Origin of the sequence: Nesterenkonia muleiensis (genome assembly GCF_003600155.1) — a bacterium.
GTDB lineage: Bacteria > Actinomycetota > Actinomycetes > Actinomycetales > Micrococcaceae > Nesterenkonia > Nesterenkonia muleiensis.
This window is the reverse complement of record NZ_QWLD01000046.1, coordinates 18,057-45,027: the sequence shown is the minus strand read 5'-3', so window position 1 is coordinate 45,027 and position 26,971 is coordinate 18,057. Positions and strand designations below refer to the sequence as shown.

Here is a 26,971-nt window from a genome sequence, read left to right as displayed (position 1 = left end):
GGACTAGCTCTGCCTGGCCATGTCCTTGAGCCGGGCGATCCGGTCCTCCATCGGTGGGTGGGTGGAGAACATCTGCTTGGCCCGCGGCCCGAACGGGTTGGCGATCATCATGTGCGCGTGGGCATCATGCTTGGGGTCCTCCTGAAGGGGGATCCTCGAAATGCCGTTCTCCAGCTTGTCCAGAGCTGAGGCCAGTGCCAGGGGGTCTCCGGAGAGCTCTGCCCCGTCAGCATCGGCGTCGTACTCCCGGGTGCGGCTGATCGCTGAGCGGATCAGTCCTGCGGCAAGCGGCATCAGAATGATCGCAAGCAGTCCGCCCACCAGCGCCACAACGTTCTGATTGCCGCGGCCGCGGCCACCGCCGAAGAGGATGAAGAATTGGGTGATAGTGGTGAGGAACCCCGCCACCGCTGCCGCGACCGAGGAGATGAGGATGTCCCGGTTGTAGATGTGCATCAGCTCATGGCCGGTCACCGCGCGCAGCTCCCGCGGCGTCAGCAGGTTCAGAATGCCCTCGGTATAACACACCACGCCCTTGTCCGGGTTTCGCCCGGTGGCAAAGGCATTGGGCGTTGGCTGGGGAGAGATGAAGATGCGCGGCACCGGCTGCTGGGCGCGCTGAGCGAGCTCTTCGACCATCTGATAAAGGGCAGGAGCCTGGTCGCGGCTGACCGGATAGGCGCGCATCGCCCGGATGGCGATCTTGTCAGAGTTCCAGTAGGAGTAGGCCACGGAGAACAGCCCGACGCCGGCGAAGACGAACAGGAAGATCGGCTCCTGGGTGGAGTAGGCGACGATCGCCCCCACCAGCAGCACCATGGCAAACAGAAACGCCAGCAGTCCTGCGGTGCGCAGCCGTCCGTGATGTTGGTGCATGGGGCTCCCGTCGGTTGTTGCGTCACTGGTCCTCACCAGAAACAACGCCATTCTACGGGTCTGATCTTCCCGCCTCTGCGGAGGCGCCCTGTCAGGCTGGTCCGGGACCGAAAGCTGTGAGGGCTTCTGCAGAGCCGCAGTGTTTTTGAGCGAAGTTTCATAGGCGTTTACCTGAAGTTCACTTTGAGCTGTCAGTCTGCAGAGGACAGCGGAACCGAAGAGTTCCAAGTGACGTGGAGGGGCACCCCTCTTAGACGTGCGAACGGAGAGCTGATGGCCGTACTGCCAGCCCCGGAGAAGCAGGAGACGTTGACCCCCGGGGCTTCGGTGGGGCCGCTGCCCGCACCTTCGGCTCTTTCGGGGGTGCGCGGAGGACCAGGTCGGCGCGGGAAGTTCTCTGCGCGAACCCGCTCGGTGCTGGACTGGCTGACCGTCGCTATCTGTGTCTATGTGCTGATCACTGCGGTCAATGTGATCGGCTCCGGATTCTCTCTGGCCGCAGGCGACCGCGCCGCCGAGCTGTTCGACTTCGCCGCCAACCCCGTGGTGGGACTGATGATCGGCATCGTGGCCACCGCGCTGACCCAGTCCTCCTCCACCACCACCTCGGTGACTGTCGGTCTGGTGGCCGGTGGACTTCCGCTGGGGATCGCGGTGCCGATCATCCTAGGGGCGAATATCGGCACCACCCTGACTAATACTCTGGTCAGCATGGGCATGGTGCGGGACAAGGCGCAGTTCCGCAGAGGCTTCGCGGCTGCCACTGTCCACGACTTCTTCAACCTGCTGGCGGTGGCCATCTTCCTGCCCCTGGAGATGGCCTTCGGGCTGCTGGAGCGCCTGGCCTCTGCCGCCGCCGGGGCGCTCTCCGGGGCGGAGGCCGGGTTCCTCGCTGTCATTTTCGGCGGCATCGGCACCGTGGTGAAAGGGGCGACGACGCCGCTGGCCGACCTCATCGCCTTCAGCCTCAGCTGGCTGCCCGGGATCTGGGCTGGGGTGGCGATGATCGTTGTTGCCATTGGACTGATCCTGGCGGTGATCAATCTGATCGGCCGTAAGCTCAAAGCCCTGCTGGTGGGCCGTGCGCAGCGAGTGCTCAACACTGCGATCGGGCGCGGGCCGGTCACCTCCATCGGCTCCGGTGCCCTGGTGACTGTGATGGTTCAGTCCTCCTCCACCACCACTGCGCTGATGGTCCCGCTGGCTGGCTCCGGTGCGCTGGGCCTGCGCCAGATCTACCCCTTCACCCTGGGTGCCAACATCGGTACCACCATCACCGCCCTGGTGGCAGCCTTCGCCTTCGACGGCGCATTGGGCACCATCGCGCTGACCGCCGCGCTGGTCCACCTGTTCTTCAACGTGCTCGGCACCGCCGTGATCTACGGAATCCCCGGTGTCCGCGACATTCCGCCCAAGGGGGCTGAGTGGCTATCCGGCCTGGCCGCCGAGCGCACCTTGGCCGCCTTCGCCTGGGTGCTGGGCATCTTCATCGTCCTGCCGCTGGCTCTGATCATCCTCCTGTGAACCACGGCGCCGGCCGCAGAGTCAGCGCATGTTGACGAATTGGAGTGCCGCGTCGTCAAAGTCTTTGAGCATGGCGATGACCGCCTGCAGATCATCCCGTGACTTGGAGGACACGCGCAGCTCATCGCCCTGAATCTGGGCTTTGACCGACTTCGGGCCCTCGTCGCGGATCTGCTTGGAGATCTTCTTCGCGGTGGCCTGGTCGATCCCCTCCTTGATCTGGCCCTCGATCCGGTAGGTCTTGCCCAGTTGCTTGGGCTCGGAGGCCTCATAGGACTTCAGCGAGATCCCACGCTTGATCAGCTTGGATTCGAGCACATCATTGGCGGCCTTGACCCGCTCCTCCGCATTGGCAGTCACCACAATGATCTCTCCGCTCTGTTCCACTGCGGCCCCGGTGCCCCGGAAGTCGTAACGCTGGGAGATCTCCTTGGCGGCTTGGTTGAGCGCATTGGAGACCTCCTGCGGGTCCACCTTGGACACGATGTCGAACGTCGATTCCTTGGCCATCACGGCTCTCCTTAACTGTCTGTGGTCACCTCTGGTGTACAAGACTACTGGTGTGTGATTCTGCGAAGCGAGGAGGTCAACCCGAAGTACTTCTCCTTCGAGGCGGCCAGCGTCCGGCACGAGCACGAGTACATCGTCTGGGATCAGGTGAAGCCACCTGTCCTCACATGCCGCGCGCATCCCGCTTAGTCTCTCTCGCCTGAGGATAGGTGTCTGAGACCCGCAGCAGAGGATGACGACGTCGCTTCTGCGGTCTGCCTCGTCGCTCTCCGGCAGTCGGGTACTGGCTGCTGGGGTGCTGATTACCGGGCGAGCAGGGCGTTGACGTTCACCGGGGAAAGTGCGTAGGAGGTGACCAGCGCCGAGGCTCCCAGCACCCCGGCGCGGCCGGAGGTCTGGGTGGCCACGATGCGCAGGTGCATGGTGGCCAGCGGCAACGACCGGGAGTAGACAGTCTCCCGGATACCGGCCAGGAAGTGCTCTCCGGCGGTGACCACCAGGCCGCCGATGACGATCAGCTGCGGGTTCAGCATGTTCACGCAGCTGGCCAGCACCGCCCCCACCTTTCGGCCGGCTTCGCGCACGGCGCGGATGGCCGTCAGGTCCCCTGCCCGCACCAAGTCGATCAGGGCGGCATGACTGGGAACGTCGAGTCCGCTCTTCTGCAGCTGCCTGGCGATGGCGGGGCCAGAGGCCACGGCTTCCAGGCAGCCCAGGTTCCCGCAGGCGCAGGGGGTCCTGTCCTCGCCAGGTGCTGCGATATGCCCCAGATCCCCTGCTGCGCCCTGTGCGCCGTGCTGCAGGCGGCCGTCGCTGATGATGCCCGAACCGATGCCGGTGGCGATCTTGACGAACATCATATGCGGCACATTCGGGTAGACCATATCGTGCTCACCCAAGGCCATGATGTTCACGTCATTATCCACCAGAGTCGGCACGTCGAAAGTCCGTCGCAGATGGCCGGGGACATCGTAGCCGTCCCAACCGGGCATGATCGGGGGGCTGGTGGGCCGCCCGGTGGCGAACTCCACCGGGCCGGGCAGGCCCACACCGATCCCAATAAGGTTCTCCGGATCTCGGCCAGCCTGGTCGATCATCCGGCTGGCAATATCAACAACAGCGTCCAGGACTGCCACCGGGCCCAGGGAGATGGTCAGCTCCTGCTCCTCCTCGGCGAGGATGCTGCCGGCCAGGTTGGTGACTGCGATGCGCGCGTGGGTGCCGCCCAGATCCACCGCCAGCACGCAGCGGGAACCGGGGTTGAAGGCAAACGTCGTGGGGGGCCGGCCGCCGGTGGAGGAATTCTCGCCGGCCAAGATGATCAGGCCGGAGGCCAGCAGCTCCTCGACGCGGCCAGAGACGGTGGAGCGGGCAAGCCCGGTCTGCGCGGCCAGGTCGGAGCGGGTTCGGGGAACGCCATCGCGCAGCAGCTGAAAGAGGCTGCCCGCACTGGAGGGCGGGGCTGTGCCGGGGGCTGACACTGCGGCACGGTTCTTGTCGTCGGGAAGGACAACGAATGACATGCAGAACAGTAAATCACCCCTACTTCTGATCAGCCTAGTGCTGACATCAAATTATGAACACGCATCTTTTGATTGACGAGAATCAAAAGTAAGCCTAGGCTGTGAGCATGATCACAAAAGGTCAGGCTGCTCCGCTGCTTCAGATGAGCGGAATCACCAAACACTTTCCTGGCGCCAAAGCCCTCGACGGGGTCACCCTCGACATCCGCGCCGGGGAGGTCCACTGCCTACTCGGGCAGAACGGTGCCGGCAAATCCACCCTGATCAAGACGCTGGCAGGTCTGCACCAGCCCGACGACGGCAAGATCCTCTGGATGGGCGAGCCCACCTCCATCCCTAACCCCACGGCAGCCCTGCAGCTGGGCGTGGCCACCATGTACCAGGAACTGGATGTGGTGGATGGACTCTCCGTGGCGGAGAACATCTTCCTCGGTCATGAGATGGCCACCGCAGGGGTCCTGCACCGGCGCAGCGCCGCCTCACAGACGCGCGAACTCCTCGCCCGCCTCGGCCACCCGGAGATCTCCGCGCAGCAGGAGGTGGGGCGTCTGCCCGCCGCCGGCAAGCAGGTGGTCTCCATGGTCCGGGCGCTCTCCCATGATGCCAAGCTGATCGTGATGGACGAGCCCTCCGCAGTCCTGGACCCCGAAGAGGTCGAAAACCTCTTTCGTGTGGTCATATCCCTCAAGCAGCAGGGTGTGGCGGTGATCTACATCTCTCACCGGCTGGAGGAGATCCGGCGGATCGGTGACCGGATCACTGTGCTCAAGGATGGCCGCACCGTGGCCACCGGCCTGTCAGTGGAGGACACTTCCACTGCTGAACTGATCGAGCTGATGACCGGTCACGAGGTGGTGGCCGACTTCGGCGGCGCACCCACCGGCGCCATCAGCGAGACACCTGTGCTGTCAGTGGAGGACCTCGCCGTCGACGGCCTCTTCGAGGCGGTGAGCTTCAGCGTCCGTCCCGGTGAGATCATCGGCCTGGCCGGACTGGTCGGGGCGGGCCGCTCGGAGATCCTTGAAACCATCTACGGGGCGCGCAAGCCCACCGCCGGTGCGGTACGAATGGAGGGCCGGCAGCTGCGTGCAGGCTCCGTCCCCGATGCGGTGCGCCACGGTATCGGGCTTGCCCCTGAGGAGCGCAAGAGCCAGGGCCTGCTGCTGGAAGAGCCGATCTACCGCAATATCACCCTGTCCACCTTCGCCCGCTTCGCCGCCGGCGGCTGGCTGCGCGAAGCCGCCGAACGCGGCGCGGCCAAGAAACAGGCCACGTCGCTGCATCTGTCCCCGCCGGATGTGGACCGTCGGATCCGCACCCTCTCCGGAGGCAACCAGCAGAAGGCGATGCTCGCCCGTTGGCTGGTCCACGGCTGTCAGGTGCTGCTGCTGGATGAGCCCACCCGCGGAGTCGACGTCGGAGCCCGCGCCGAGATTTACACCCTCATTCGTGAACTGACCGCCCAGGGAACTGCCGTGGTGATGGTCTCCAGTGAAATCGAAGAAGTGCTCGGTCTGGCCGACCAGATCCTAGTGGTCGCCGACGGCAGGATCGTCGACCAGCGACCAGCGGCAGCACTCGATGAGCACCAAGTGCTCGACCTTGTCATGGAAGGAGCCCCCGCATGAGCACCGAAGACACCTCTCACGACGCTTCAGGCGTGAAGGCCTCGGCCCCTGCACGCGGCCGTGGCGGACCCCGGGCCGGGTCTCACCCGGACACGTCCGTGCCCGGGAGGGCCATGTCAGGGACCGAGGCGGTTGTGCCCACCGGCGAAACCAGCACGGTGGAGCGAGATCTCAGACCGGTGGACTCTGAGCAGAAGGCCGCGCCGACATTCCAACTGAGCCTGGGGCACAGCCTCGGCCTGGTACTGGCCCTGGTCGCCCTGATCGCACTCGGCGCCGCCACCGGGGGAGACCGCTTCCTCAGCCTGTCCAATATGACCACGATCCTCAGCCAGGCCGCCGTCATCGGGGTGATCAGCATCGGGGTGACCTTCGTGATCACCGCCGGGGGCATCGACCTCTCCGTCGGCTCGGTGATGGGACTGGCCACCGTCTGGGCAACCACCCTGGGCACCCAGGCGATGGCCAATGACCTGCATTGGATCGTGTTGGTGCTCACCGCGCTGGCAGTCGGCGCCGGTGCAGGGCTGGTCAACGGGATCATCATCGCCTACGGAAAAGTGGTCCCCTTCATCGCCACCCTGGCCATGTTGGTGGCAGCCCGGGGTTTCGCCGAAATCATCTCCGGACGGCAGACCCAGATCGTCAACGTCCCCGAATTCACCAACGCCTTCCGCCGCAGCATCCTGGGTGTTCCGGTGATCGTATGGATCTTCATCCTGGTGGCCGTGGCGGGCTGGTTCCTGCTCAACCGGACCACCTTCGGACGCCGCACCATCGCGGTGGGGGGCAACGCGGAGGCCGCCCGGCTGGCCGGCATCAAGGTCAAGCGGCACACCATGCTGGTCTTCACCCTGGCCGGTCTCTGCGCCGGCATCGGTGCGGTCATGATGCTCTCCCGCACCACAGCGGGCAGTTCCACCCACGGTTCCCTCATGGAGCTGGACGCCATCGCCGCAGTGGTCATCGGCGGCACGCTGCTGGTTGGCGGCCGAGGCACCATCGTCGGCACTGTGCTGGGCGTGATCATCTTCGCGGTGCTGACCAATGTGCTCATCCAGAACAATCTGGACCAGTCGGTCCAGGCCCTGGTGACCGGAGGCATCATCGTGGGCGCGGTGCTGCTGCAGCAGCGCTTCTCCCGTGAAGCGAAACGACGATAGTTAGCTGCCTCTGGTTCTCCGGGCTCTGTCCCCACGTCCTACGAGGAATCACTCACCCACCACTTGAGTCCATACCGTTTTCAAGGAGGAAACATGACTCGCACCATCTCAACCACTCCGACATGGTGGCTCTCCGCCACCGCCCTGCTCTCGGCCGGCCTGCTGGTCTCCGGCTGCCTCAGCAACGACCCCGACGCCGTGGCCGATGATGATGACGACGGCGGCGGCACCGCCGACACCGCGCTCGTCGGTGACAACGCCGAACTGGGGGAAGAAGTGGTCATCGGCTACTCGGGCCCGGCTGCCGGCCACGGCTGGATGAGCGCCATCACCCAGGCGGCCCAGGAACAGGGCGAGGAGCTCGAGGACGTGGACCTGCGCATCTCCGAAGGCGACAACGATGTCAATCTGCAGATCAGTCAGATCGAGCAGTTCATCAACGACGGCGTCGATGCGATCGTGGTGCTGCCCTTCGACGGCGCAGCGCTCACAGAGGTCGCCATCGACGCCATGGAGGCCGGTATCCCGGTGGTCAACGTCGACCGTGAGTTCTCCTCCGAGTTCGCCGCCCGCACCACCATCCTCGGCGACAACTACGGGATGGGAGTCTCGGCCGGTGAGTACATCTGTGAACGGCTGGACGGCGACTCCGACGCCGTGGTGGCCGAAGTGGCGGGTATTGACTCACTGCCGCTGACCCAGGACCGCAGCGCCGGCTTCGAGGATGCGCTGGCCGACTGCGGCCTGGAGGTGGATCACCGGGTGGACGGCGGCTTCTCCGTCTCTGAGGGTGAGTCCGCCGCGGCCAACCTGCTGCAGGCGGCCCCGGAGATCGACGCCCTGTGGAACCACGACGACGATCAGGGGGTCGGGGTGCTCGCTGCCATCGAGAACGCCGGCCGCGATGAGTTCTTCATGGTCGGCGGGGCGGGCTCAGCCAATATGATGCGCGAGATTCAGGATGAGGAGTCGGTGGTCGAAGCCACGGTTATCTATCCCTCGACCCAGGCTGCTGATGGCATCCGGTTGGCCCGCCTGCTGGCTCAGGGCCGGGCCATGGGCGATCTGGTTCAGCTGGAGGTGCCCCGGGAGATTCAGCTGTACGCACCGGTGGTGACCGCTGAGAATGTGGACCAGTACATAGACTCCGCCTTCGAGTCCTGAGGGGGCAAAGCATGAACCAGCAGTTGACGCCGCCTCCGGCGAAGAAGAGGCTCGGCGTGGCCATGATCGGGTACTCCTTCATGGGGCGGGCGCACTCCCAGGCATGGCGAACCGCTCCGAGGTTCTTCGATCTGCCGCTGACCCCGGAGATGACAGTGCTGGTCGGCCGCAGCGAGGGGGCCGCCCGGGCCGCGGCTGAGCAGCTTGGCTGGGCCGGGTCAGAAACCGACTGGCGCCGTGTCCTGGAGCGGGAGGACGTCGACCTGGTGGACATCTGTACCCCGGGCAACACCCATGCCGAGATCGCCGAGGCTGCACTGAGGGCCGGCAAGCACGTGTTGGTGGAGAAACCCATGGCCAACACTGTGGCTGAGGCCGAATCCATGGCCGCTACCGCACGCCGGGCCCGGGCCGCAGGGGTGCACTCCATGGTCGGCTTCACCTACCGCCGCGTCCCGGCTGTCCAGCTGGCGCGTCAGCTGGTGGCCGCTGGCCGTATCGGCGAGGTCCGTCAGGTCCGGACCCAGTACCTGCAGGACTGGCTGGCCGATGAGAATGCCCCGCTGTCCTGGCGGTTGGACAAGGCCAAGGCCGGCTCCGGGGCGCTGGGCGACATCGGCGCCCACGCGGTGGACCTGACCATGTTCATCACCGGTCAGCGCTTCGCCGGAGTCTCGGGGCTGCTGGACACCTTCGTCCCCGAACGCCCGGTGGCCGAGTCCTTCTCCGGACTCCACGGCACAGCAGGCACCGCACGCGGACCGGTGACCGTGGACGACGTCGCCCTGGGCCTGGCACGGCTGGAGTCGGGAGCACCGGTTACCCTGGAGGCCAGCCGCTACGCCTGGGGCAGGAAGAACGCGCTGCGCATCGAGGTGTCCGGAACCACCGGGGCGCTGGCCTTCGACTTCGAGGAGATGAACGTCCTGAACCTCTACGAGGCCACCGATGACGCCACCACTGCCGGCTTCAGGCGGATCCAGGTCACCGAACCGGAACATCCCTATCTGGAGGCGTGGTGGCCCCCCGGTCACGGGCTCGGCTATGAGCACGGGTTCACCCACCAGCTGGTCGACCTGCTCACCGCCCTGGGCTCTGGGACCGCGCCGAGCCCCAGCTTTGACGACGGCCTGCATGTCCAGCGGGTTCTCGATGCCGTGGAGCGCTCCTCCGCGGCAGAGAGCCGCTGGACACCCATACCACCCACAGTTCAGGACGGTGCCGCCGCCTCCGTTCCCGACGGCCGGGCCGCTGCACCCGCCCACTGAGCACCCGCCTCGTGAGAACCCCTAAGGAGCACAGCAATGGGACGACCAGTCACACTGTTCACCGGTCAATGGGCCGACCTGCCGTTTGAGGAGGTGGCGCGGCTGGCCGGGGAATGGGGCTATGACGGCTTGGAGATTGCCAGCTGGGGCGACCACCTGGACCCGTGGAGGGCCGCCGAGGACGACTCATATGTACGGAACCGGCTCGACATCCTGGAGAAGAACGGTCTGCGGGTCTACGCGATCGCCAACCATCTGAAGGGCCAAGCGGTCTGCGATGACCCCATCGACGCCCGGCACCGGGACATCCTTCCGGACAGGGTCTGGGGTGACGGCGATCCCGAGGGTGTGCGTCAGCGCGCCGCGGAGGAGCTCAAAGCCACCGCCCATGCTGCGGCCCGGCTCGGAGTCAAGACCGTCACCGGGTTCACCGGTTCGGCCAGCTGGAAGTACGTGGCCATGTTCCCGCCGGTCTCAGAGGAGCTGGTGGAGGCCGGGTACCGGGACTTCGCGGACCGGTGGAACCCGATCCTGGACGTCTTCGACGAGGCCGGGGTCCGCTTCGCCCACGAGGTTCACCCCTCGGAGATCGCCTATGACTACTGGAGCACCCACCAGGCGCTGGAGGCCATCAGCCACCGAGAGGCTTTCGGGCTGAACTGGGACCCCTCTCATATGGTCTGGCAGGATATCGACCCGGTCGGCTTCCTCTGGGACTTCCAGGACCGGATCTACCACGTGCACTGCAAAGACACCAAGAAGCGGTTGACCGACGGGCGCAGCGGACGGCTGTCCTCGCATCTGCCATGGGGCGATCCGCGCCGTGGCTGGGACTTCATCTCCGTGGGCCGCGGCGATGTGCCCTGGGAGGACGCCTTCCGGATGCTCAACGCCATTCACTACCGGGGTCCGCTGTCCGTGGAGTGGGAAGACGCCGGAATGGACCGGCTGATCGGCGCCCCGCAGGCCCTGGATTTCGTCCGCGCCAACGCCTTCGAACCCTCGGCCGCCGCCTTCGACGCAGCCTTCAGCGTCAGTCCTCCAGGGGCCCGACCTCGAACTCCGTGAGCTGACTCTCGGGACCGTCCTGGCCACCGTGCTGCTGAGCGAACTGCTCGGTGGCATCGGTGCCGCAGAGCTCTTCGATGCGGGCTGACCCGCCTGGATGCGCGTCGATCCAGTCTGTGAGGTCGTAGACCGTCTGGTCGATGACCGCCCAGCAGGAGTCTGCGGAGTCGTTCTCCTGAACCTCTGCCAACGTCATCGCCCCGTCTGCGGCGCCCTGCTCAGCCTCGTCGTCTTCGGGGTCGTCGGTGCCATTCTCCTCAGCGGTCGCAGTATCGGCTTCGCCGTCGCCGGTGTCCGTGCTGGGCTCGTCGGCAGCGCACCCTGCTGCCAGCAGCATGGCGCCGATCACGAGCGGGGCGGCGATAAGTCGGTGCGGGCTCAGGCGATTCTCAAGGATCGTCATGCGGTTCTCCATCCGTTGTGTCGGTGATCTGGTCTTGCCGGTCAGTGCGCTCGGGTCGTGAAGGCCCAGAAGGTGATCCCCGCTGAGAGTACGGTGACCACCAGAGAGCCGCTGACGTGCAGTGCCATCGTCAGATAACTGCCCAGGGCGGCCTGGACGAAGCTCAGTCCGAACAGTGCTGCGGCAGCCGCCGCAGTTCGGACTCCTGAGCGCGTCACCCATGCGCGTGCAGCCAGAGCCGCGGCAAGTATCCCCGAGAAGATATGGATCCCCACCGCGCCAGTACTGTGCAGGGTGAGTCCGTGGGCGTCCTGGACGAGCAGCCCCGCCGAAGCGAACAGTGCAGCAAGCGAGGCGAGGGTCAGCAGCGCGGCGATTCGCGCCGTCAGCATCAGCATGGTGGTGAGCTTCACGAGTAGTACTACGGACCCGCGCCCGGCAGGGATTGCCTCCGGCCCAGATTCCTCACCATTCCGCCTGCGCCCACACGTCACCTGAGTCATCGAGCAGCTCGAGCCGCTGCAGCGAATCGGCGGATTCCTCCAGCACCCATATGCTCGTCTTGTCCTCGTAGATCGTCCACTCGGCGAGAACCTCGGTGCTCCGATCGTCGAATACTCCGAGGCAGGTATAGCTGGCTCCAGCGGATCCGCCGTCCACCGTCAGGATCAGCACAGCCCCTTCGGCGCCGTATCCGGCGGCGGCCCAGCCCACGGTCTCGCCGCCGGCGGTGACCAGTTCTGCGGTGTGCTCAGCTTCGGGTGCTGGGCTCTGCGTCTGCTCAGAGGTGCCTCGTTCATAGGCGTAGACGCCGGTCCCTCCGATCAGGGCACCCAATAGGCAGGCTGCTGCAGCTGCCAGCGTCATGCGGGTCTTCGGAGCATGGGGCGCGGGCGCTGTCTGCTGCGGCGGATGCAGTCTCTCAAGCACGCCGGATTCGAAGCCCGCCGGTGCGGTGGTCTCGGGAGCAGCTGGAAGAACAGCTTCCAATCCCTCCTGCAGTTCGTCGTAGACGCCTCGGCAGGCACGGCACTCAGAGAGGTGGCGCGTGATCCGGTCGCTGGTATCGGCTCGGGCGTGACCGAGGGCCAGATCCACAAGCAGGTCGGTATCGGGGTGCCAGGTCTCAGTCATGTGCTGCCTCCGAATGCTGCCGTATGCGGCGCAGTCCATCCCGAATCCGTGTTTTTGCTGTGCCCAGTGGGATGTCCTCGAGGCGGCTGATCTCAGCCGCAGTGCATCCTCCCAGCGTGGCAAGGACGACCGCCCGCGCCTGTGGGCGCGAGATGCCCTGGAGGAACCGCAGAGCGGACTGCACTTCTGCACGGTTGAGAGCAAGATCCTCCGTGGCGGGAGCGGCGTCGAGCGTTGCGTGGAGGAGATGGTCGAGGATCTCGTCCTCTGCCGGGATGCTGCGCCGGGCTCGCATCGCATCGATGGCGGCATTGCGGGTGATCGTCAGCAGCCACGTGAGCACTGTGCCGCGCCGGGGATCATAACTCTGGGCTGCTCGCCAGGCACGGACGAAAACCTCCTGGCTGATATCCTCAGCGATCGCCTGATCACGGATGATCGACAGCGCCAGGCCATAGACGCGTCCTTGGAAGCGCCGCAGGAAAGCCGCAGACGCGGATTCATCGCCCAGGGCAAATGCCGCCAAGAGCGCGTCATCGTCGGCCGCAGCCGCCCGTGAGAATGCCATCACATCTACATTACGGTGAGAAGGTCGTCAGGGATTGGCAGCTCATCGGTTGGATCGGGGCCTCCAGCCCAGTGCAGGCCCGAGGCGGGCGGCGATATCCGTGAGGATCTGCACGTAGTCCTCCTCAGCGAAGCTGAAGGGCAGGGCGAAGGCGACCTCATCCACTTCCAGGTATCCGGCGTGAGCAAGCAGAGCATCGGCGATCTCATCGCTGGTGCCGATCACATCCGGGGCGAACATCATCCTCTTGGCGCCGGCCTGCTGCGGTTCACCAGTGCGTGGAGTCCGCTCCTGGACATAGGCGCGGTACTTGGCCTCCTGCTCCCGGCTGGCCGAATCCGTGGGAATCACGACCAGGCCCTGCGAGGCGCGGGCGCGCCCACCATCAGGGTGGGCGGCACGGAAGGCGCGGATCTGCTGAGCCTGCACCTCGGCGAAATCAGGTGAGTCTCCGGCGTCGTCGTCCGGGAACAGCACCGAAGAGGAGAGCAGGTTCAGCCCTGCCTGGCCGGCCCACTGGGCAGAGCGCAGACTTCCTGCTCCGTACCAGAGCCGCTGCCGCAGCCCGGGGGAGTGGGGTTCCACCCGATTCGAGAACTCCTCCACCACACCATCTTTGCCGGAGAGCTCGCGCACCGGCTCGCCGGCGATGAACCCCGCCAGCCGCTCGGCGCGGGAGTGGCTGAAGTCCTCAGCCTCAGCGGTGTGCGGATAGAGGGCTTCACGCACAGTGTCAAAGTGCATCGGCGCACCGACGCTGAACCCCGGGTTGATGCGCCCGCCGGAGAGGACATCCACGGTCGCGAGGTCCTCGGCCAGGCGCAGTGGATTCTCCCAGCTCAGCGGGGTGACTGCAGTGCCCAGCTCGATCCGGGAGGTGCGCTGGGAGGCCGCGGCCATGACCGCTACCGGCGAAGAGATGCCGAACTGCAGGTGGCGGTGGCGCAGCCAGGCGGAGTCGAAGCCGAGCTGTTCGCCGAGCTCGATGATCCGCAGAGTGGATTCGTGCCCGGCAGCAGGCTCAGCGGGATCGAACAGGCCGATGGTGAGGAACCCGAGCTTCTTCAGCGCTGAGCCGGGGCCGGTGAAGTCTTCGGCGCGCCGTCGTGCCCGGGGAAGCACCCGGGTGCCGCCGCGGCGTCGGGTCTCGACCAGGCCCTGCTCGCGCAGCAGGCTCCACGCCTGGGCGATGGTCCCTACGCTGACCCCCAACTCCTGTGCCAGATCCCGGACTGTGGGCAGCCGGGAGTCCACAGGCAGCAGCTTATGCTCGATCAGGTGGCCGATCTGCTCGGCGATGCCGGCCGGTGTGCGGTCGCTGAGCCGGGCGGCCAGTTCCTCGGCATCGAGCTCAGACATAATTCCACAGCCTCCGGTTCGGGTCAGAATCCTGCCTGTCATTCTACTCGCGGCGACTTCCGTAAGAACGAGGGAGTCATCATGGTTCGACTGCTTCTGCGGATGCTCGTCTTCCTGCTCTCGGCCGCCCTCGGGCCCCTCGCCGCCGCATGGCTGGTGGAGGGACCTCGGCATCAGCCCAGTGGGTGAGACAGAGCGTGTACAGGGAGCTGCTCGGATTCGAGAAATACCCCCTGGTGCGGTAAAGTAATCCGGTGCGTTCTGCGTGGACGCCCATTGCTCAGGCGGATTACCCGAGCGGCCAAAGGGGGCTGACTGTAAATCAGCTGGCACTGCCTACGGGGGTTCGAATCCCTCATCCGCCACCTTACTCACGCAGCACATACAGAAGCGGGTCTCGGCGAGGGCTGAGGCCCGCTTTCGGCGTTCGTCTGCCGGCCTCCTGGCGCCTGAGCTGAGTCTGGGTTAGCTCAGGCAAGCCCGCCCCGGGGCCGGATCAGACCAGCGCGAGCCAGGCCGAGGTAGATCTGACAGCCCAGGCAGAACCCGAACGCCGCGTTCAAGAACGCTGCTCCGAGGGCCGCCGCTGAGGCGACCACCAGCGCCCAGGGAACGCCCAGCAGGTGAAGCGCCAGGCCGATGGTAACCACGGTGAAACCGATCAGCTGAGCGAATCTGGGCGGACGGGGATCCTCCACATCCCGCGGCGGGCTCAGACGAGGGCGCACGACCTGCCGGAACAGCAGTCCCCAGGGTGCTGTGCTGGGTGCGGTGAACCCCCACACGAAGAGCAGCCCGGCCCCAGCCAGGAGGACGAATCCAGGCTGAGAGGCTCGTTCGCCCAGTCCCGACGCGGCCCCTTGTCCGTCCAGCAGCGCCAGAAAAAGCCCCACGCCGAGCAGTGCCGAGGTGATCCATGCCGTGAACCGCGGACCCCGAGGATCGATGCGCGCCTGCTCGTCAGATGCCTGCTCAGGGCCCGTAGCGTTCATCCCTGCCTCCGCTCACTGATGATTGATGTCATCACTATAGGTGCCAAGAGTCCCGGCTCAGAGCTGTCTGTCACGCAACGCAATGAGTTCGGCCTCCAGTGCTCGCGGGTCGGTGGCTCCGGCGTAGCGCGCGGCCAGATTCCCGGCGCTGTCCAGAACCAGCACAGTGGGAGTCTGCAGGATGTTCAGCGCCTTCGCGGTGGCGAGGTCCTCGGTGAGGTCGACCTCGTGGAGGACCACATGCTGGAACCGACCGGTGAGCTCCTCCAATGCTCGCCGCATCCCGGGGCAACGGCTGCAGAACTGTGTGCTGAACTGCACGAGTGTCGCCGTGCTGCCCAGCTCGCTCAGGCCCAGCAGCTGTGCGGTGTCCGGCGCCGCCGGTGAGGCACGACGTCGCCGGTTCGCTCTGCGCCGCATCAGGACCCCTACCAGGGCAAAGACCAGCACAATCCCCAGAACCAGCAGCAGCGCGGAGTTGGGACTCATGCCCGAAGGCTACCCAAAGAAGGCGCCGTTCCGGGATTCGCCGGACGCTTAATGGTTCCCAGCACTCCACATCAGCGGCCCGCTGACGTATCGTGGCGCCCATGGCTACTACTGAACTGACCGCTGAGGCCTTCCAGCAGACGCTCGAGGACTCCGAGATTCTCTTCATCGACTTCTGGGCGGACTGGTGCGGTCCCTGCAAACAGTTCGCCCCGGTCTATGAGAAGGTTTCCGAGGAGCATCCGGAGATCACCTTCGCCAAGGTCGACACTGAGGCCGAACAAGAGCTGGCGGCTGCTGCGAAGATCAGCTCCATCCCCACACTGATGGCTTTCCGCGAGAAGGTGCTGGTCTTCTCCCAGCCAGGGGCGCTCAACGCGGAACAGCTGGGCCAGGTGGTCACCGCGGTGAAGGACCTCGACATGAAAGAGGTTCACCAGCAGGTCGCGGAGCAGGAATCCGAACAGTCCCAGTCCTGATACCGGAGATCTTCCTCACCGGAAAGTCGCTGTGTGGAATGCGCGGAAACTGTAAGGCATGACGGCGTCGTCGGGCGCTGTTCCCATGGTCTTCACGCTCTGGTTGCGCGGGACTTAGCGCTGCCGGTGATCCTCTGGGTCCAGACGCGGGCCGAATCGGCTCATCCGGAATCCACTCAGCCCGAGCAGCCGGACAACCCGTTGCCGATGCGGGCGGTAGGGCTTAAGAAGCTCAAGCATTCCGGCATCGTCGGTGCGGCGGCCGGTCAGCGCCTCACCCACGAAGTGCGCCAGGTGATAGTCGCCCACGGCGACCAGATCCGCCGCTCCATGTGATCGCTGCAGGGTCTCAGCTGAGGTCCATGGCCCAATGCCCGGGACGGACGTCAGCTGCTCGGCCAGTCCGGCGAGGCTGGGACTATCGCTAGGCGTGGCTTTGCCAAGCCGATGAATGGCCGGTGCGCGTTCGGCGATCCGCAGCACCGTGCGAGACAGCGGCGGCTGCACCCACATCCTGTGCCATTCCCAGCTCGGCACACGCTTGAGCTGAGTAGCCGTCAGCGGAAGCCGCATCCACTCCGGAGCGCTCAGGGCGGAGGACGACGGTGGCCGCTCACCGTGCCGCTTCAGCAGATTCCGCCAGCTGTGCCGCGCCTGTTCATGGGTGACCTTCTGCTCCAGGGTGACGTTGACCACTTGGTCGAACAGCGCACCAGTGGCCGGCAGCCGGACTCCGGGGTGGCGACGCCGCGTCCGCGCAAGCTCCGTGGAGGCCCGGTCTCCGAGGGCATCGAGGAGCAGTTCCAGCCCGGTCCAGTCGTCCTCCACGCCCAGAATGCTCGCGGCTCGCTGCAGGGCGGTCTCAGTCAGCAGGTCCGCCGGGATGCGCTCGGGGCGAACCGCCACCCGGACGCGGACCTCGGAGGCGCTGAGCTGGTCGAATCGCAAGGTCACCTGGCCAAGTTCCAGAGGGTCGCTCGCCGGGCTTTCGGCGGTGTTGCGGCTCAGTGGGGCAGGGCGCTCCTCAAGAGTCCGAGGGGCTTTGGGGCTGATCCCGTAGATCCGCTGGCACATCCACGCGCCAGCCCCCGGGGTGCCGTGAGGTCCGCCGCTGAAGGTGCCGGCATCGACCCGGACTGCCGGGTCGGCGTACCCGCGCTGCAGCACCCCCAGCGTGCGCGGCAGGTCATAGGGCGTGCCGCACTCCACGACCATCTCGCTGCTGGCTTCCGCGCATGCCGCCGCGGTGGCTGTTTCGGCCGTCATACTTGTCACCATCCCATCATCAACCCGCGGTGTCCTGTGGCGGGACACTCTGATGCTCGTGTCTGCGCCTTGGCTCGCTGAACAGGGTTGAAGAAGCCTGGAGGCGCGTTCAGCAGGATGAGCCGGGCCCGGCCTGCAACGGCTGCGGGTCGAGCACCCTGCTGAGTGTGGCCAGCATCTCGGGAACGATCGCGTAGTAAGCCCATTTGCCGCGCTGCTCACGGGTGACCAGTCCGGCCCCGACCAGTTGCCTCATGTGATGGGACACCGTGGGCTGGGACAGCCCGACCGGCTCGGTGAGATCGCACACGCAGGCTTCGGCGCCGGTCTGGGCGGCGATCAGCGACAGTAACCGCACCCTGGTGGGATCGCCCAGTGCCTTGAACATCTGCGCCAACCGCTGAGCGTCGGCAACCTCCATCACACCCGCGGTCACCGGAGCGCAACAGCCGGATGCCTCTAAGGTCAGCGGAGGCAGTGAGGTCGTCATGCCTTCATTCTTTCACACATTGACATTCATCGATACATCGATCATTATCGATGTGAAACATCCGACATGAAGGAGGCCGGCTATGAGCCAGAGCGGCGATCAGGGCATCGACACCCAGCTGCGTGAACAGGTCCGCACCCGCTACGCGCAGGCCGCGACCGCAGTCACCACCGGCACCCGCAACGCGGAGCTGTTGGTTGAGGAGGGCTCCTGCTGCGGTCCCTCGGCATCGCCCTGTCACGGCGGCTCCGCCTCCACCGAACGGAGATTCGGGGCGGGCCTCTATGAGCCCGCCGCGGCCATGGACCTTCCCGTTGAGGCGGTCGAGGCGAGCCTGGGCTGCGGGAACCCGACCGCGGTCGCCGATCTGCAGGAAGGCGAGCGTGTCCTTGACCTGGGCTCCGGCGGCGGGATCGACGTTCTGCTCTCGGCCCGCAGGGTCGGAGAGTCCGGGTTCGCCTACGGAGTGGATATGACCGACGAGATGCTGGAGCTGGCCCGGAAGAATGCTGTCAGGGCCGGAGCGAGGAACGTGGAGTTCCTCAAAGGCGCCATGGAGGATCTCCCGCTGTCAGACGGTGCGGTGGACGTGGTGATCTCCAACTGCGTCATCAACCTCTCCACCGACAAGCCCGCCGTCTTGGCCGAGATGTTCCGTGTCTTGGCGCCTGGCGGGCGGATCGGGGTCTCTGACGTCGTCGCCGAGGACCACCTGACCCCGGCCGAGCGGGCTGAGCGGGGCTCCTACGTCGGCTGCCTTGCCGGAGCGCTCTCCATGAGCGAGTACCTCCACGGGCTGGCTGCGGTCGGGTTCATCGACGCCAGCGTGGAGTTCACCCATCAAGCCGCCGACGGGATGCACGCCGCCATCGTCCGCGCCGCCAAGCCTTCCGCCTGAGCGCCTCTATGCCTCAACCCGATACATCGGTGGACTCGCCAGCCGCGGCGCCGCGCGGTGGGCTGGTCAGCATGATCGCCGCCGAAGCGACCTGGACGGCAGTGCTGGTCATGGCGATCATCGGCTCGGGCATGAGAAGACCTCGTCATTGCACGGCCCGCGGCCATCGGTGGGGCGGTTCGGAGGGGAGGATTGAGATCACGTCGAGCTCACACCCCTCGAGTGCTAGGTTCTCTCCGCCTGATGACCCGAGATGCGCTGGAGGCGGAGAGAATCTGGCACTCGGCGGGGAAAGCAGATCGCAAGAACCCATGGTGCCTAATATTGATGGTGCCTACTATTTATCTATTTATATTGCGCAAGAAGACGAGCCCCCTAGGGTCACGGAAGCGACGCCGGTACCCTGAGAGGCATGAAATATGCCCAGTCCGTCGTCGACCTGATCGGCGGCACCCCGTTGGTGCGCCTGAACCATGTCACTGAGGGGATCGAAGCCACCATCCTGGTCAAGCTCGAATACCTCAACCCCGGCGGCTCCATCAAGGACCGCATCGCACGCAAGATGATCGAAGACGCCGAGGAGGCCGGCAAACTGGTGCCCGGCGGGGTGGTGGTCGAACCTACCTCCGGCAACACCGGTGTGGGTCTGGCCCTGGTGGCCCAGCAGAAGGGCTACCGGGCGGTGTTCGTCACCGTGCCCAAGGTCGGCCTCGAGAAGCGCGATGTGCTGCGCGCCTACGGTGCCGACGTGGTCGTCGGCCCCGCCGGGGTCGATGCGGAGTCCCCGCTGAGCTACTACGGCGTCTCCGACCAGATCGCAGAGGAGATCGAGGGCGGCTTCAAACCGGACCAGTTCTCCAACCCGGGCGCACCGGCCAGCCATTATGAGACCACCGGCCCGGAGATCTGGGAGGACACCGACGGAAGGATCACCCATCTGGTGGTCGGTGCCGGCACCGGAGGCACGGTCACCGGGACCGGCCGCTACCTCAAGGAAGTCTCCGCTGAGCGAGAGTCAGGGCCAGTGCGCGTGGTGGTCGCCGATCCTGACGGTTCGGTCTACTCAGGCGGAGAGGGTCGCCCGTACTTCGTGGAGGGCGTGGGCGAGGACGTCTGGGTCCCCAACTACGACCCCTCCGTGCCGGATGAGAAGCACGCCATCACCGATGCCGAGTCCTTCGCCATGTGCCGCCGCCTGGCCACCGAAGAGGGTCTGCTGGTGGGCGGTTCCTCAGGTCTTGCCGTCTCTGCCGCACTCAAGGTCGCCCAGGAGCTGGGGCCCGAGGACGTCGTCGTCGCGGTGCTGCCCGACTCCGGCCGCGGCTACCTGGGAAAGATCTTCAACGACCAGTGGATGATCGATCACGGCTTCGGCGAGGTGGTCTCCACCTCCACTGGCACCGAGATCACGGTGAAGTCCGTCGAGGAGATCAGCGCCGCGGTGCGCCAGGGAACGGTGGGTGCAGAATCTGCGCCGCCGCTGCCGGGCACCGGAAGTGCGGACACCAGCACGACGACGGCCGCGGACCTGCTCGCCGCCAAGCGGGACCTGTTCTCCGACGCGCTTCCCGAGGTCATCTCCATCACCCGCGACACCACCCTGCGGGAGGCCGTGAGCGTGATGAACCGCTACGGGGTGGATATTGTGCCAGTGATCGACCGCCCCGGCGGCGCCGCCAGGATCGGCGAGGTCTATGGGATCGTGGACGTCGCCCACCTCTCCGAGGATGTGATCGAGGGACAGGCCAAGCCTGACGAGCTGGTGGCCGACAACCTGCGTGACGACCTCCCGTTGGTGGGCATCACAGAGACGGTGCCGCAGATCCTGGCCAAACTCCGGGCCAACCCCACCCTGCTGGTGGCTGACCGCGGCGATATCGTCGGTGTGCTCACCAGAAACGACCTGCTGGCCCACCTCTCGGGTGCGGCCGCGGAGGAGGACAGTATCGATGAGTGAGTCCCAGCGCGGATCCCAGCGGGGATTCGCCACCCACGCCATCCACACCGGGCAGGAGGTGGACCAGGTCTTTGGCGCGGTGGTGCCCCCGCTGCACTTCTCCACCACCTACGCTCCCGACGGCATCGGCAACCTGCGCAACGGTTATGACTACGGCCGGGCCGGCAACCCCACCCGCACCGCGTTGCAGTCCCAGCTGGCCGCACTGGAGGGCGGCGGTCACGCCTTCAGCTTCGGCTCCGGCTTGGCCGCCGAAGACGCGATCATCCGCGCACTGCTGCGCCCGGGCCAGCGCATCGTGATGGGCAACGACGCCTACGGCGGCACCTTCCGCCTCTTCGACAAGATCCATTCTGCCTGGGGAGTGAGCAATACCCCGTTGGACCTCAGCGACCACGCGCGGGTCGCCGCGGAGTTAGAGCACGACGACGCCGGCCTGCTGTGGGTGGAGACGCCCTCCAACCCGCTGATGGCGGTGACCGACATCGCCGTGCTGGCTGAGATCGCCCACGCTCACGGGGCGCTGCTGGTGGTGGACAACACCTTCGCGACCCCCTACCTGCAGCAGCCGCTGGCGCTGGGGGCGGATGTGGTGGTGCACTCGACCACCAAGTACATCGGGGGGCACTCCGACGTGGTCGGCGGCGCGGTGGTCCTGGGGTCCGGTGACGCCGCCACCGGCCTGGCTGAGAAGGTCGCCTTCCAGCAGTTCGCCGTCGGCGCGGTCTCCGGTCCGCTGGACGCCTACCTGACCACCCGCGGGCTGAAGACCCTCGGAGTGCGGATGGACCGGCACTGCTCCAATGCGCAGACCATCGCTGAGCACTTCGAGGGGCATTCGGCCATTGAGCGGGTGCTCTACCCAGGCTTGGAGTCCCACCCCGGCCATGGGCTGGCCGCCCAGCAGATGCGTGGTTTCGGCGGCATGGTCTCCATCGAGCTGGCGGGAGGGGAGGCGGCGGCCCGCAAGGTCGCCGAGGCGACCCGGTACTTCATCCTGGCCGAGTCTCTGGGCGGTGTGGAGTCGCTGATGAACTACCCGCATGAGATGACCCATGCCTCGGTGCGCGGCACTGAGCTGGCGGTTCCGGAGAACCTGCTGCGGCTTTCGGTGGGTATTGAGGATGTCGCCGATCTGGTGGATGATCTGGAACAGGCCCTCGGAGGACTGTGACCGCGGGTCTGTGATGCCCCACGGCCCCACGGGTGAGGAGTCAGTGGTGATGCCTGCTGTGCGCGCAGTGCTGCTGGCAGGCGGTGCCGGAAAGCGGCTCGGCGGTGCGGACAAGGCGTTGCTGGACCATGGAGGCCGTACCCTGCTGGAGCACTGGACTGCGGCGCTCGCCGACCGGGAGTTCTCCGGCGTCGTCGTCGGCCCTGAGCACCTGGGAGAAAACCTGCCGGACGGTTTCCTGCTCACCCGGGAGGATCCGCCGCTGGCCGGCCCGGCCGCCGCAGTCTGCGCTGGGGTCCGTGCGCTGGATGGCGCGGGATCTGCTGCTCCCGATGATGTGGTGCTCCTGTTGGCGGTGGACGTGGTGGATCCCGTGGCGCTGCTCGGCTGGCTCCAGGACTGGCTGCCGCCGCTCAGCCGCGCCGGAGAACAGGCCGTGGTCCCCCGGGATGCTCAGGGGCAGTTCCAGATGCTCAGCTCCGCGTTCCGCCACAGCTGGCTCAGCCAGCGAGTGGCCGGACTGAGACCGGGGGAGGAGACCAGCCAGTCACTGCGCTGGCTGCTTGAGGGTGCCCGGACCGTCCACCCGATACTTCCGGCAGGGTTGGGTGCCGACGTGGACACTGCTGAGGACGCGCAGCGTCTCGGGGTCAACCGCTCAGGATGAGCTATCCGGTGAAGAGCCGGATGGCGCTGTTGAACGTCTGCCCCACGCCGTAAAGCAGTGGAATGCCCACCACGCCCCAGGCCAGCCAGAGCGGAACCCGGGGTGCGCCCAGCGGCTTGAGCGTCTCGGTGTCACCGGGCTTGGCTTCGGTGCCTGAGCTCTTCTCTGCTTCCGGATCTGCCGGAGCGTTCTCCACATGGTGCTTCTCATCGACCGCGTTCACCAGGATGTTGGCGATCAGCCCCACCACCAGCAGGCCGACCATCGTGAACAGCGCAGGCCGGTAGTCGGCTGCGGTCAGTGAGCCGGGTTCGCCGCGAGCATCCAGGAAGCCGTTGATGATCAGCGGACCTGCGATGCCAGCGCATGACCAGGCGGTCAGCAGCCGTCCGTGGATGGCTCCCACCTGCAGGGTGCCGAAGAGGTCCCGCAGATAGGCCGGTATGGTGGCGAAGCCTCCGCCGTAGAAGCTGAGGATGATTCCGGAGATGATGATGAACAGGGTCATCGATACGCTGCCCCATACGGCCAGTGAGAAGTAGAGCAGCACACCGCCGGCCAGATAGAGCAGGTAGATGTTCTTGCGCCCGATGACGTCCGAGGTGGATGACCAGATGAACCTGCCGGCCATATTGGTCAGGCTCAGGAACCCGACGAACCCTGCGGCCGCCGCGGGAGCCACCGATGATATGTTGTCGCCCCCACGGAAGAAGTCTTGGATCATCGGAGAAGCGTGTTCGAGTATTCCGATACCGGCGGTGACATTGGTGAACAGGATGATCCACAGCAGCCAGAACTGCCGGGTGGAGATTGCCGTGTTCGCCCGCACGTTGCCGGCGCTGACCAGAGCCTTTTTCTTGGCCTTGCTGGGGTCGAAGCCCTCGGGCTTCCAGTCCGGGTGGGGTACCCGGACGATCCAGGCGCCGAAGAGCATGACCACCAGATAGATGGCCCCCAGGGTCAGGAAGAGCGCGCCGACGGCCTGACCTGAATGGATGCCGTCCTCTGCGTTGGGGTCGTAGAAGTCCAGAAGTGACGAGGAGAGCGGGCTGGCGATCATCGCACCGCCGCCGAATCCCATGATTGCCATGCCGGTGGCCAGTCCCGGCCGGTCCGGGAACCACTTGATCAGTGTCGAGACCGGGGAGATATAGCCGATTCCCAGCCCGATGCCGCCGATGAAACCATAGCCCAGGTAGACCAACCAGAGCTGGCCGGTGTAGATGCCCAGGGAGCCGACGGCGAATCCGGTGACCCAGCAGACGGTGGAGGCCAGCATGGCCCGGCGCGGACCGTTTCGGTCCACCCAAGTGCCGAATAGCGCAGCGGAGAGGCCGAGCATCACGATGGCGATGGAGAAGATCACGCCCACCGATGTTTGAGGGCCCATAAGCTCGGAGAAGCGCGAGTCGACGAAATGCCGCACCAGGGAGTCCTTGTACACACTGGTCGCATACGCCTGCCCGATGCAGAGGTGAATCGCCAGTGCGGCAGGCGGAATCAGCCACCTGTTGAAGCCGGGGCCAGCGGTGATGCGCTGCATGGAGGGTGACCTGGAGGGCACAGTGACCGTCATACGAGAGTAGTCTCCTTTATCAGGGTCGTGATGCGGATCACAACGATAGCACCTGCTGTTTTGCAGCCTCGCAGAACAATCAGCGAGTACCGCACGTTTTATGCGAGCCTGTAGCAGAGTATGTACTGACCTGAGAACGCAGCACCGCGAGGAGCCCCATGCCGGAAGCCGAGAAAGCAGAGAATGCCCAGCCGTCCGCGCGCGAGATGATCGCCCCGTGGGTCGAGGAGCTGACCCATCACCTGGAGATCGACGAGGTCGAGGTCGACATCGATGCCCTCCTGAAGCTCGCCGGAGAAGCCGCCCATACCGTCGTCCGGCCCGCTGCGCCGGTGACGACCTTCCTGATCGGATATGTGACCGGACTCGCCGAGGCCTCAGGGCAGGCCGACTACCAGAAGGCGCTGAGCGCGGCCTCGGATGTGACTCGGCGGCTGCTTGAGCGCCGTTCTCAGGCCACAGGCTGAGCCGGCGCCGGCAGTCCCAGGTAGCCTCATGGTTTCCCCGCTCCCTTTCGGCCAGGCCCGAAGCATCGCGGCGTCGGCCGCAGCGCTGGTCCCGGTGCGGCGCCCGCTGGCCGTTGGCATCGGCTGTGTTTTGGCGGAGCCGCTGAACGCCCAGCTGAACATTCCCCATGCGGCGACCTCCGCCATGGACGGTTGGGCGATCACCTCCGGGCAGCAGCGCAGCTGGTGGCTGAGGGCCGACGGTGCCGACCGTCCCGCCACCGTTCTGGATCCGCTCGCTGCGGGTCAGGCGGTCGCCGTGGTGACGGGTTCACCGGTGCCGGAAGGCGCTCACTCCGTGCTCCGCTCCGAGCACGGGCACATCGAGCACAGCGAAGCCCAGGGCGCGGTGCTTCGTGCCGATCCGGGTACCCCGGACCTGGAACCGGGCCGCAACATCCGGCCTGAGGCCGCCGAGGCGCGGGTCGGTGAACTGCTCTGCGAGCCGGGCCAGGTGCTGACAGCCCCCAGAGCCGCTGCCGCCGCCGTCGCCGGCTATGACGAGCTCACCGTGATCCCCCGTCCGCGGGTCCGGCTGGTGCTGACCGGAGACGAGGTGATCAGCTCCGGTCTGCCCGCGCGGGGGCAGGTCCGCGACGTCTTCGGGCTGGCGCTTCCTAGCATGCTGGGCGCCATGGGTGCCGAGCTGGTGGGCGTCCACAGACTGGGCGACGACACCGCAGGGCTGGTTTCGCTCATCGAACTGAGATTCTCAGAGCCGGGACTTTCTGAACAGGGATGTTCAGGACAGCGAAGCTGGCAGACAGATGGTCCGGAGCTGGTCATCACCACCGGGGGGACGGCGCATTCCCGTGCCGATGCACTGCGCCCGGCACTGGAGCGTCTCGAGGCCGAGGTCCTGGTCGGGTCAGTGGATATGCGTCCAGGTCATCCAGCGATGCTGGCACGTCACGGACGCACCTATGTCCTCGGCCTGCCCGGTAACCCGCTGGCGGGCTTCGCTGCCCTGGCTGTTCTGGGCGAGCCGCTGATCAGGGCACTTCGGGGTATCACGCCCGCGGTGAGTTCCCGTATTCTTAGAGCAAGCAACGCCCTTAAAGGGGCTCGCAGCGCAGTACGGCTGCTGCCGGTGCACATCCGGGAGGATGACGCGCAGCCGCTGAGCCACGCCAGCTCACATATGATGCGTGGCCTGGCCGCTGCCGATGCGTTTGCCGTGGTGCCCACCGGCGGCATCGCCGCCGGTGAACAGGTGGAGTGCCTGCAGGTTCCGGGCAGTTTCCCTTGACCGAGCCGTTCAGCCCAGAGGAGAACCCGGCGATCGAGCGGGAAGGAAGCTGAGTAATGGGACGTATGACACAGCGGAGGAGAGTCACCCGGATCCTCCGCGAGTCCGGTGAGGGCGACTCTGCACAGCACGGCGAGTCCAGCTTCGCCATCCGCAGCACAATCGATGTGCTCGCTGCCGAGGAGCCGCTTGAGCTCAGGCTCGGCGGAGAGGCCTTCACCGTGACCATGCGCACCCCCGGCAATGACTTCGAGCTGGTCGCCGGCTTCCTGGTGGCGGAGGGAGTCGTCGGGGCCGCCGATGAGCTGCGCGGGATGCGCTATTGCGCGGGCACTGATGAATTCGGCAACCAGACATATAACGTGATCGACGCCGAGCTTGACCCGCTGCTGATCAGGCCCTCGATCAGCGAGAAGCGCAATGTGCTGACCACCTCGGCCTGCGGCATCTGCGGCACCACCTCCATTGATGCGGTGGAGAAGACGCTCCCTGCGGCGCCGGCGAAAGGTCCTCAGCTGAGCATCAGCAGCGAGACGATACTGGAACTGCCGGACACTCTGCGGGACAATCAGCTCATCTTCGACAAAACCGGAGGGGTCCACGCGGCGGGCCTCTTCGACGGTGAGGGGAATCTGATCTGCCTGCGCGAAGACGTGGGCCGGCACAACGCCGTGGACAAAGTGGTTGGCTGGGCGCTGATGGACGACCGGCTCCCGCTGACCGGCACCGTGCTGCAGGTCTCCGGGCGGGCCTCCTTCGAGCTGGTGCAGAAGGCTGCCCTGGCCGGGATCGAGATGCTCAGCGCTGTCGGGGCGCCGTCGTCCCTGGCTGTTCATCTGGCCGAACGCGCCGGACTGACCCTGGCCGGTTTCTCCCGAGGCAGGAGCGTCAACCTGTATACCCATCCGGAGAGAATTCGAGACGTTGATGCACAGACGGGACAGGAGGCTCAGGCGCAGCGAAGCAGGATGTGAGAGGCTGTGCCTGCGGCCCCAGCGTCTACACCCACGCATAGCCACAGGGCCCGCCTACCGATAAAA

28 protein-coding genes, 1 tRNA gene and 1 pseudogene are annotated in these 26,971 nt (G+C 66.1%); 16 read left to right on the top strand and 14 right to left on the bottom strand.

Annotated elements, in window-relative coordinates:
- Positions 1–3 precede the first annotated feature (3 nt).
- Complete coding sequence (locus tag DVO78_RS13870) at positions 4–876, bottom strand: M48 family metalloprotease (protein WP_120005565.1); 873 nt, start codon at positions 874–876, stop codon at positions 4–6.
- A 273-nt stretch (positions 877–1,149) separates the two neighbouring features.
- Here DVO78_RS13870 and DVO78_RS13865 point away from each other — a divergent pair, with 273 nt between their 5' ends.
- The gene (locus tag DVO78_RS13865) at positions 1,150–2,400 is read left to right on the top strand and encodes a Na/Pi symporter (protein WP_120005564.1); all 1,251 of its coding nucleotides are present in this window, start codon (positions 1,150–1,152) and stop codon (positions 2,398–2,400) included.
- A gap of 21 nt (positions 2,401–2,421) precedes the next feature.
- Here the strand turns inward: DVO78_RS13865 and DVO78_RS13860 are convergent, their stop codons facing one another.
- On the bottom strand, positions 2,422–2,910 hold the full coding sequence (locus DVO78_RS13860; protein ID WP_120005562.1) for a YajQ family cyclic di-GMP-binding protein: 489 nt from the start codon (positions 2,908–2,910) through the stop codon (positions 2,422–2,424).
- 54 nt (positions 2,911–2,964) lie between these two features.
- Between DVO78_RS13860 and DVO78_RS18200 the strand changes: the two genes are divergently transcribed.
- Positions 2,965–3,099 carry a hypothetical protein gene (locus DVO78_RS18200; RefSeq protein ID WP_274380771.1) on the top strand — a complete coding sequence of 45 codons (135 nt, stop codon included), beginning with the start codon at positions 2,965–2,967 and terminating at the stop codon, positions 3,097–3,099.
- 113 nt (positions 3,100–3,212) lie between these two features.
- On the opposite strand, the gene DVO78_RS13855 is transcribed toward DVO78_RS18200, so the two are convergent.
- The gene (locus tag DVO78_RS13855) at positions 3,213–4,433 is read right to left on the bottom strand and encodes an ROK family transcriptional regulator (protein ID WP_120005560.1); all 1,221 of its coding nucleotides are present in this window, start codon (positions 4,431–4,433) and stop codon (positions 3,213–3,215) included.
- A 107-nt stretch (positions 4,434–4,540) separates the two neighbouring features.
- Between DVO78_RS13855 and DVO78_RS13850 the strand changes: the two genes are divergently transcribed.
- From DVO78_RS13850 to DVO78_RS13830, 5 genes are all read left to right on the top strand, one after another.
- The gene (locus DVO78_RS13850) at positions 4,541–6,061 is read left to right on the top strand and encodes a sugar ABC transporter ATP-binding protein (protein WP_120005558.1); all 1,521 of its coding nucleotides are present in this window, start codon (positions 4,541–4,543) and stop codon (positions 6,059–6,061) included.
- A 113-nt stretch (positions 6,062–6,174) separates the two neighbouring features.
- Positions 6,175–7,224, top strand: coding sequence for an ABC transporter permease (locus DVO78_RS13845; RefSeq protein ID WP_120005678.1), 1,050 nt, complete (start codon positions 6,175–6,177; stop codon positions 7,222–7,224).
- A gap of 93 nt (positions 7,225–7,317) precedes the next feature.
- Positions 7,318–8,388: a substrate-binding domain-containing protein gene (locus DVO78_RS13840; RefSeq protein WP_120005557.1), complete on the top strand. Its 1,071-nt coding sequence runs from the start codon at positions 7,318–7,320 to the stop codon at positions 8,386–8,388.
- A gap of 11 nt (positions 8,389–8,399) precedes the next feature.
- Positions 8,400–9,656 (top strand): Gfo/Idh/MocA family protein, encoded by a 1,257-nt coding sequence (locus tag DVO78_RS13835; protein WP_238385315.1) that lies wholly within the window; start codon positions 8,400–8,402, stop codon positions 9,654–9,656.
- Positions 9,657–9,692: 36 nt separating this feature from the next.
- Positions 9,693–10,724, top strand: a complete 1,032-nt coding sequence (locus tag DVO78_RS13830; protein ID WP_120005555.1) for a sugar phosphate isomerase/epimerase family protein — start codon at positions 9,693–9,695, stop codon at positions 10,722–10,724.
- On the opposite strand, the gene DVO78_RS13825 is transcribed toward DVO78_RS13830, so the two are convergent.
- The 6 genes and pseudogenes from DVO78_RS13825 to DVO78_RS18060 all read right to left on the bottom strand — a co-directional run.
- Positions 10,690–11,127, bottom strand: coding sequence for a cytochrome b5-like heme/steroid binding domain-containing protein (locus DVO78_RS13825; protein ID WP_202912199.1), 438 nt, complete (start codon positions 11,125–11,127; stop codon positions 10,690–10,692). The two genes, DVO78_RS13830 and DVO78_RS13825, sit on opposite strands and share 35 nt — an antisense overlap.
- 41 nt (positions 11,128–11,168) lie before the next feature.
- Entirely contained in the window at positions 11,169–11,540 is a 372-nt protein-coding gene (locus DVO78_RS13820) for a hypothetical protein (RefSeq protein ID WP_120005553.1), read from the bottom strand.
- A gap of 52 nt (positions 11,541–11,592) precedes the next feature.
- On the bottom strand, positions 11,593–12,261 hold the full coding sequence (locus tag DVO78_RS13815) for a hypothetical protein (protein WP_120005551.1): 669 nt from the start codon (positions 12,259–12,261) through the stop codon (positions 11,593–11,595).
- Positions 12,254–12,829 (bottom strand): sigma-70 family RNA polymerase sigma factor, encoded by a 576-nt coding sequence (locus DVO78_RS13810; protein WP_120005549.1) that lies wholly within the window; start codon positions 12,827–12,829, stop codon positions 12,254–12,256. The genes DVO78_RS13815 and DVO78_RS13810 overlap by 8 nt, the downstream gene beginning before the upstream one ends.
- A 42-nt stretch (positions 12,830–12,871) precedes the next feature.
- Entirely contained in the window at positions 12,872–13,951 is a 1,080-nt protein-coding gene (locus tag DVO78_RS13805) for an LLM class flavin-dependent oxidoreductase (RefSeq protein WP_420799096.1), read from the bottom strand.
- 9 nt (positions 13,952–13,960) lie between these two features.
- A pseudogene (locus DVO78_RS18060) lies at positions 13,961–14,188 on the bottom strand (GntR family transcriptional regulator); the annotation flags it as partial.
- Positions 14,189–14,471: 283 nt separating this feature from the next.
- Here DVO78_RS18060 and DVO78_RS13800 point away from each other — a divergent pair.
- Positions 14,472–14,553, top strand: a tRNA-Tyr gene (locus DVO78_RS13800).
- 105 nt (positions 14,554–14,658) lie between these two features.
- Here the strand turns inward: DVO78_RS13800 and DVO78_RS13795 are convergent.
- Together DVO78_RS13795 and DVO78_RS13790 are read right to left on the bottom strand one after the other, a co-directional pair.
- On the bottom strand, positions 14,659–15,180 hold the full coding sequence (locus tag DVO78_RS13795; protein WP_120005545.1) for a DUF4395 domain-containing protein: 522 nt from the start codon (positions 15,178–15,180) through the stop codon (positions 14,659–14,661).
- A 57-nt stretch (positions 15,181–15,237) separates the two neighbouring features.
- On the bottom strand, positions 15,238–15,669 hold the full coding sequence (locus DVO78_RS13790; RefSeq protein WP_120005543.1) for a TlpA family protein disulfide reductase: 432 nt from the start codon (positions 15,667–15,669) through the stop codon (positions 15,238–15,240).
- Positions 15,670–15,770: 101 nt separating this feature from the next.
- Here DVO78_RS13790 and trxA point away from each other — a divergent pair, with 101 nt between their 5' ends.
- The gene (gene trxA / locus DVO78_RS13785) at positions 15,771–16,148 is read left to right on the top strand and encodes a thioredoxin (RefSeq protein ID WP_120005541.1); all 378 of its coding nucleotides are present in this window, start codon (positions 15,771–15,773) and stop codon (positions 16,146–16,148) included.
- Between the two features lie 114 nt (positions 16,149–16,262).
- Here the strand turns inward: trxA and DVO78_RS13780 are convergent, their stop codons facing one another.
- Positions 16,263–17,414, bottom strand: a complete 1,152-nt coding sequence (locus DVO78_RS13780) for a DNA-3-methyladenine glycosylase family protein (protein WP_120005539.1) — start codon at positions 17,412–17,414, stop codon at positions 16,263–16,265.
- A 109-nt stretch (positions 17,415–17,523) separates the two neighbouring features.
- On the bottom strand, positions 17,524–17,904 hold the full coding sequence (locus tag DVO78_RS13775; protein WP_120005537.1) for an ArsR/SmtB family transcription factor: 381 nt from the start codon (positions 17,902–17,904) through the stop codon (positions 17,524–17,526).
- A gap of 82 nt (positions 17,905–17,986) precedes the next feature.
- Between DVO78_RS13775 and arsM the strand changes: the two genes are divergently transcribed.
- The 4 genes from arsM to DVO78_RS13755 all read left to right on the top strand — a co-directional run bounded on the left by arsM (position 17,987) and on the right by DVO78_RS13755 (position 22,600).
- Positions 17,987–18,802 (top strand): arsenite methyltransferase, encoded by an 816-nt coding sequence (gene arsM, locus DVO78_RS13770; RefSeq protein WP_120005535.1) that lies wholly within the window; start codon positions 17,987–17,989, stop codon positions 18,800–18,802.
- A 412-nt stretch (positions 18,803–19,214) separates the two neighbouring features.
- Complete coding sequence (locus DVO78_RS13765) at positions 19,215–20,759, top strand: pyridoxal-phosphate dependent enzyme (protein ID WP_120005534.1); 1,545 nt, start codon at positions 19,215–19,217, stop codon at positions 20,757–20,759.
- Entirely contained in the window at positions 20,752–21,933 is a 1,182-nt protein-coding gene (locus DVO78_RS13760; RefSeq protein ID WP_120005532.1) for a cystathionine gamma-synthase, read from the top strand. Before DVO78_RS13765 ends, DVO78_RS13760 begins: the two co-directional genes overlap by 8 nt.
- A 49-nt stretch (positions 21,934–21,982) precedes the next feature.
- The gene (locus DVO78_RS13755; RefSeq protein WP_157984048.1) at positions 21,983–22,600 is read left to right on the top strand and encodes an NTP transferase domain-containing protein; all 618 of its coding nucleotides are present in this window, start codon (positions 21,983–21,985) and stop codon (positions 22,598–22,600) included.
- Between the two features lies 1 nt (position 22,601).
- On the opposite strand, the gene DVO78_RS13750 is transcribed toward DVO78_RS13755, so the two are convergent.
- Positions 22,602–24,176: an OFA family MFS transporter gene (locus DVO78_RS13750; protein ID WP_120005528.1), complete on the bottom strand. Its 1,575-nt coding sequence runs from the start codon at positions 24,174–24,176 to the stop codon at positions 22,602–22,604.
- 158 nt (positions 24,177–24,334) lie between these two features.
- Here DVO78_RS13750 and DVO78_RS13745 point away from each other — a divergent pair, with 158 nt between their 5' ends.
- The 3 genes from DVO78_RS13745 to fdhD are packed head-to-tail and all read left to right on the top strand — an operon-like array spanning position 24,335 to position 26,905.
- Positions 24,335–24,643 (top strand): DUF6457 domain-containing protein, encoded by a 309-nt coding sequence (locus DVO78_RS13745; RefSeq protein ID WP_238385314.1) that lies wholly within the window; start codon positions 24,335–24,337, stop codon positions 24,641–24,643.
- 28 nt (positions 24,644–24,671) lie between these two features.
- Positions 24,672–25,931, top strand: a complete 1,260-nt coding sequence (locus DVO78_RS13740) for a molybdopterin molybdotransferase MoeA (RefSeq protein ID WP_120005526.1) — start codon at positions 24,672–24,674, stop codon at positions 25,929–25,931.
- A 56-nt stretch (positions 25,932–25,987) separates the two neighbouring features.
- Positions 25,988–26,905 carry a formate dehydrogenase accessory sulfurtransferase FdhD gene (fdhD, locus tag DVO78_RS13735; protein ID WP_120005524.1) on the top strand — a complete coding sequence of 306 codons (918 nt, stop codon included), beginning with the start codon at positions 25,988–25,990 and terminating at the stop codon, positions 26,903–26,905.
- The last annotated feature ends 66 nt before the right edge of the window (positions 26,906–26,971 follow it).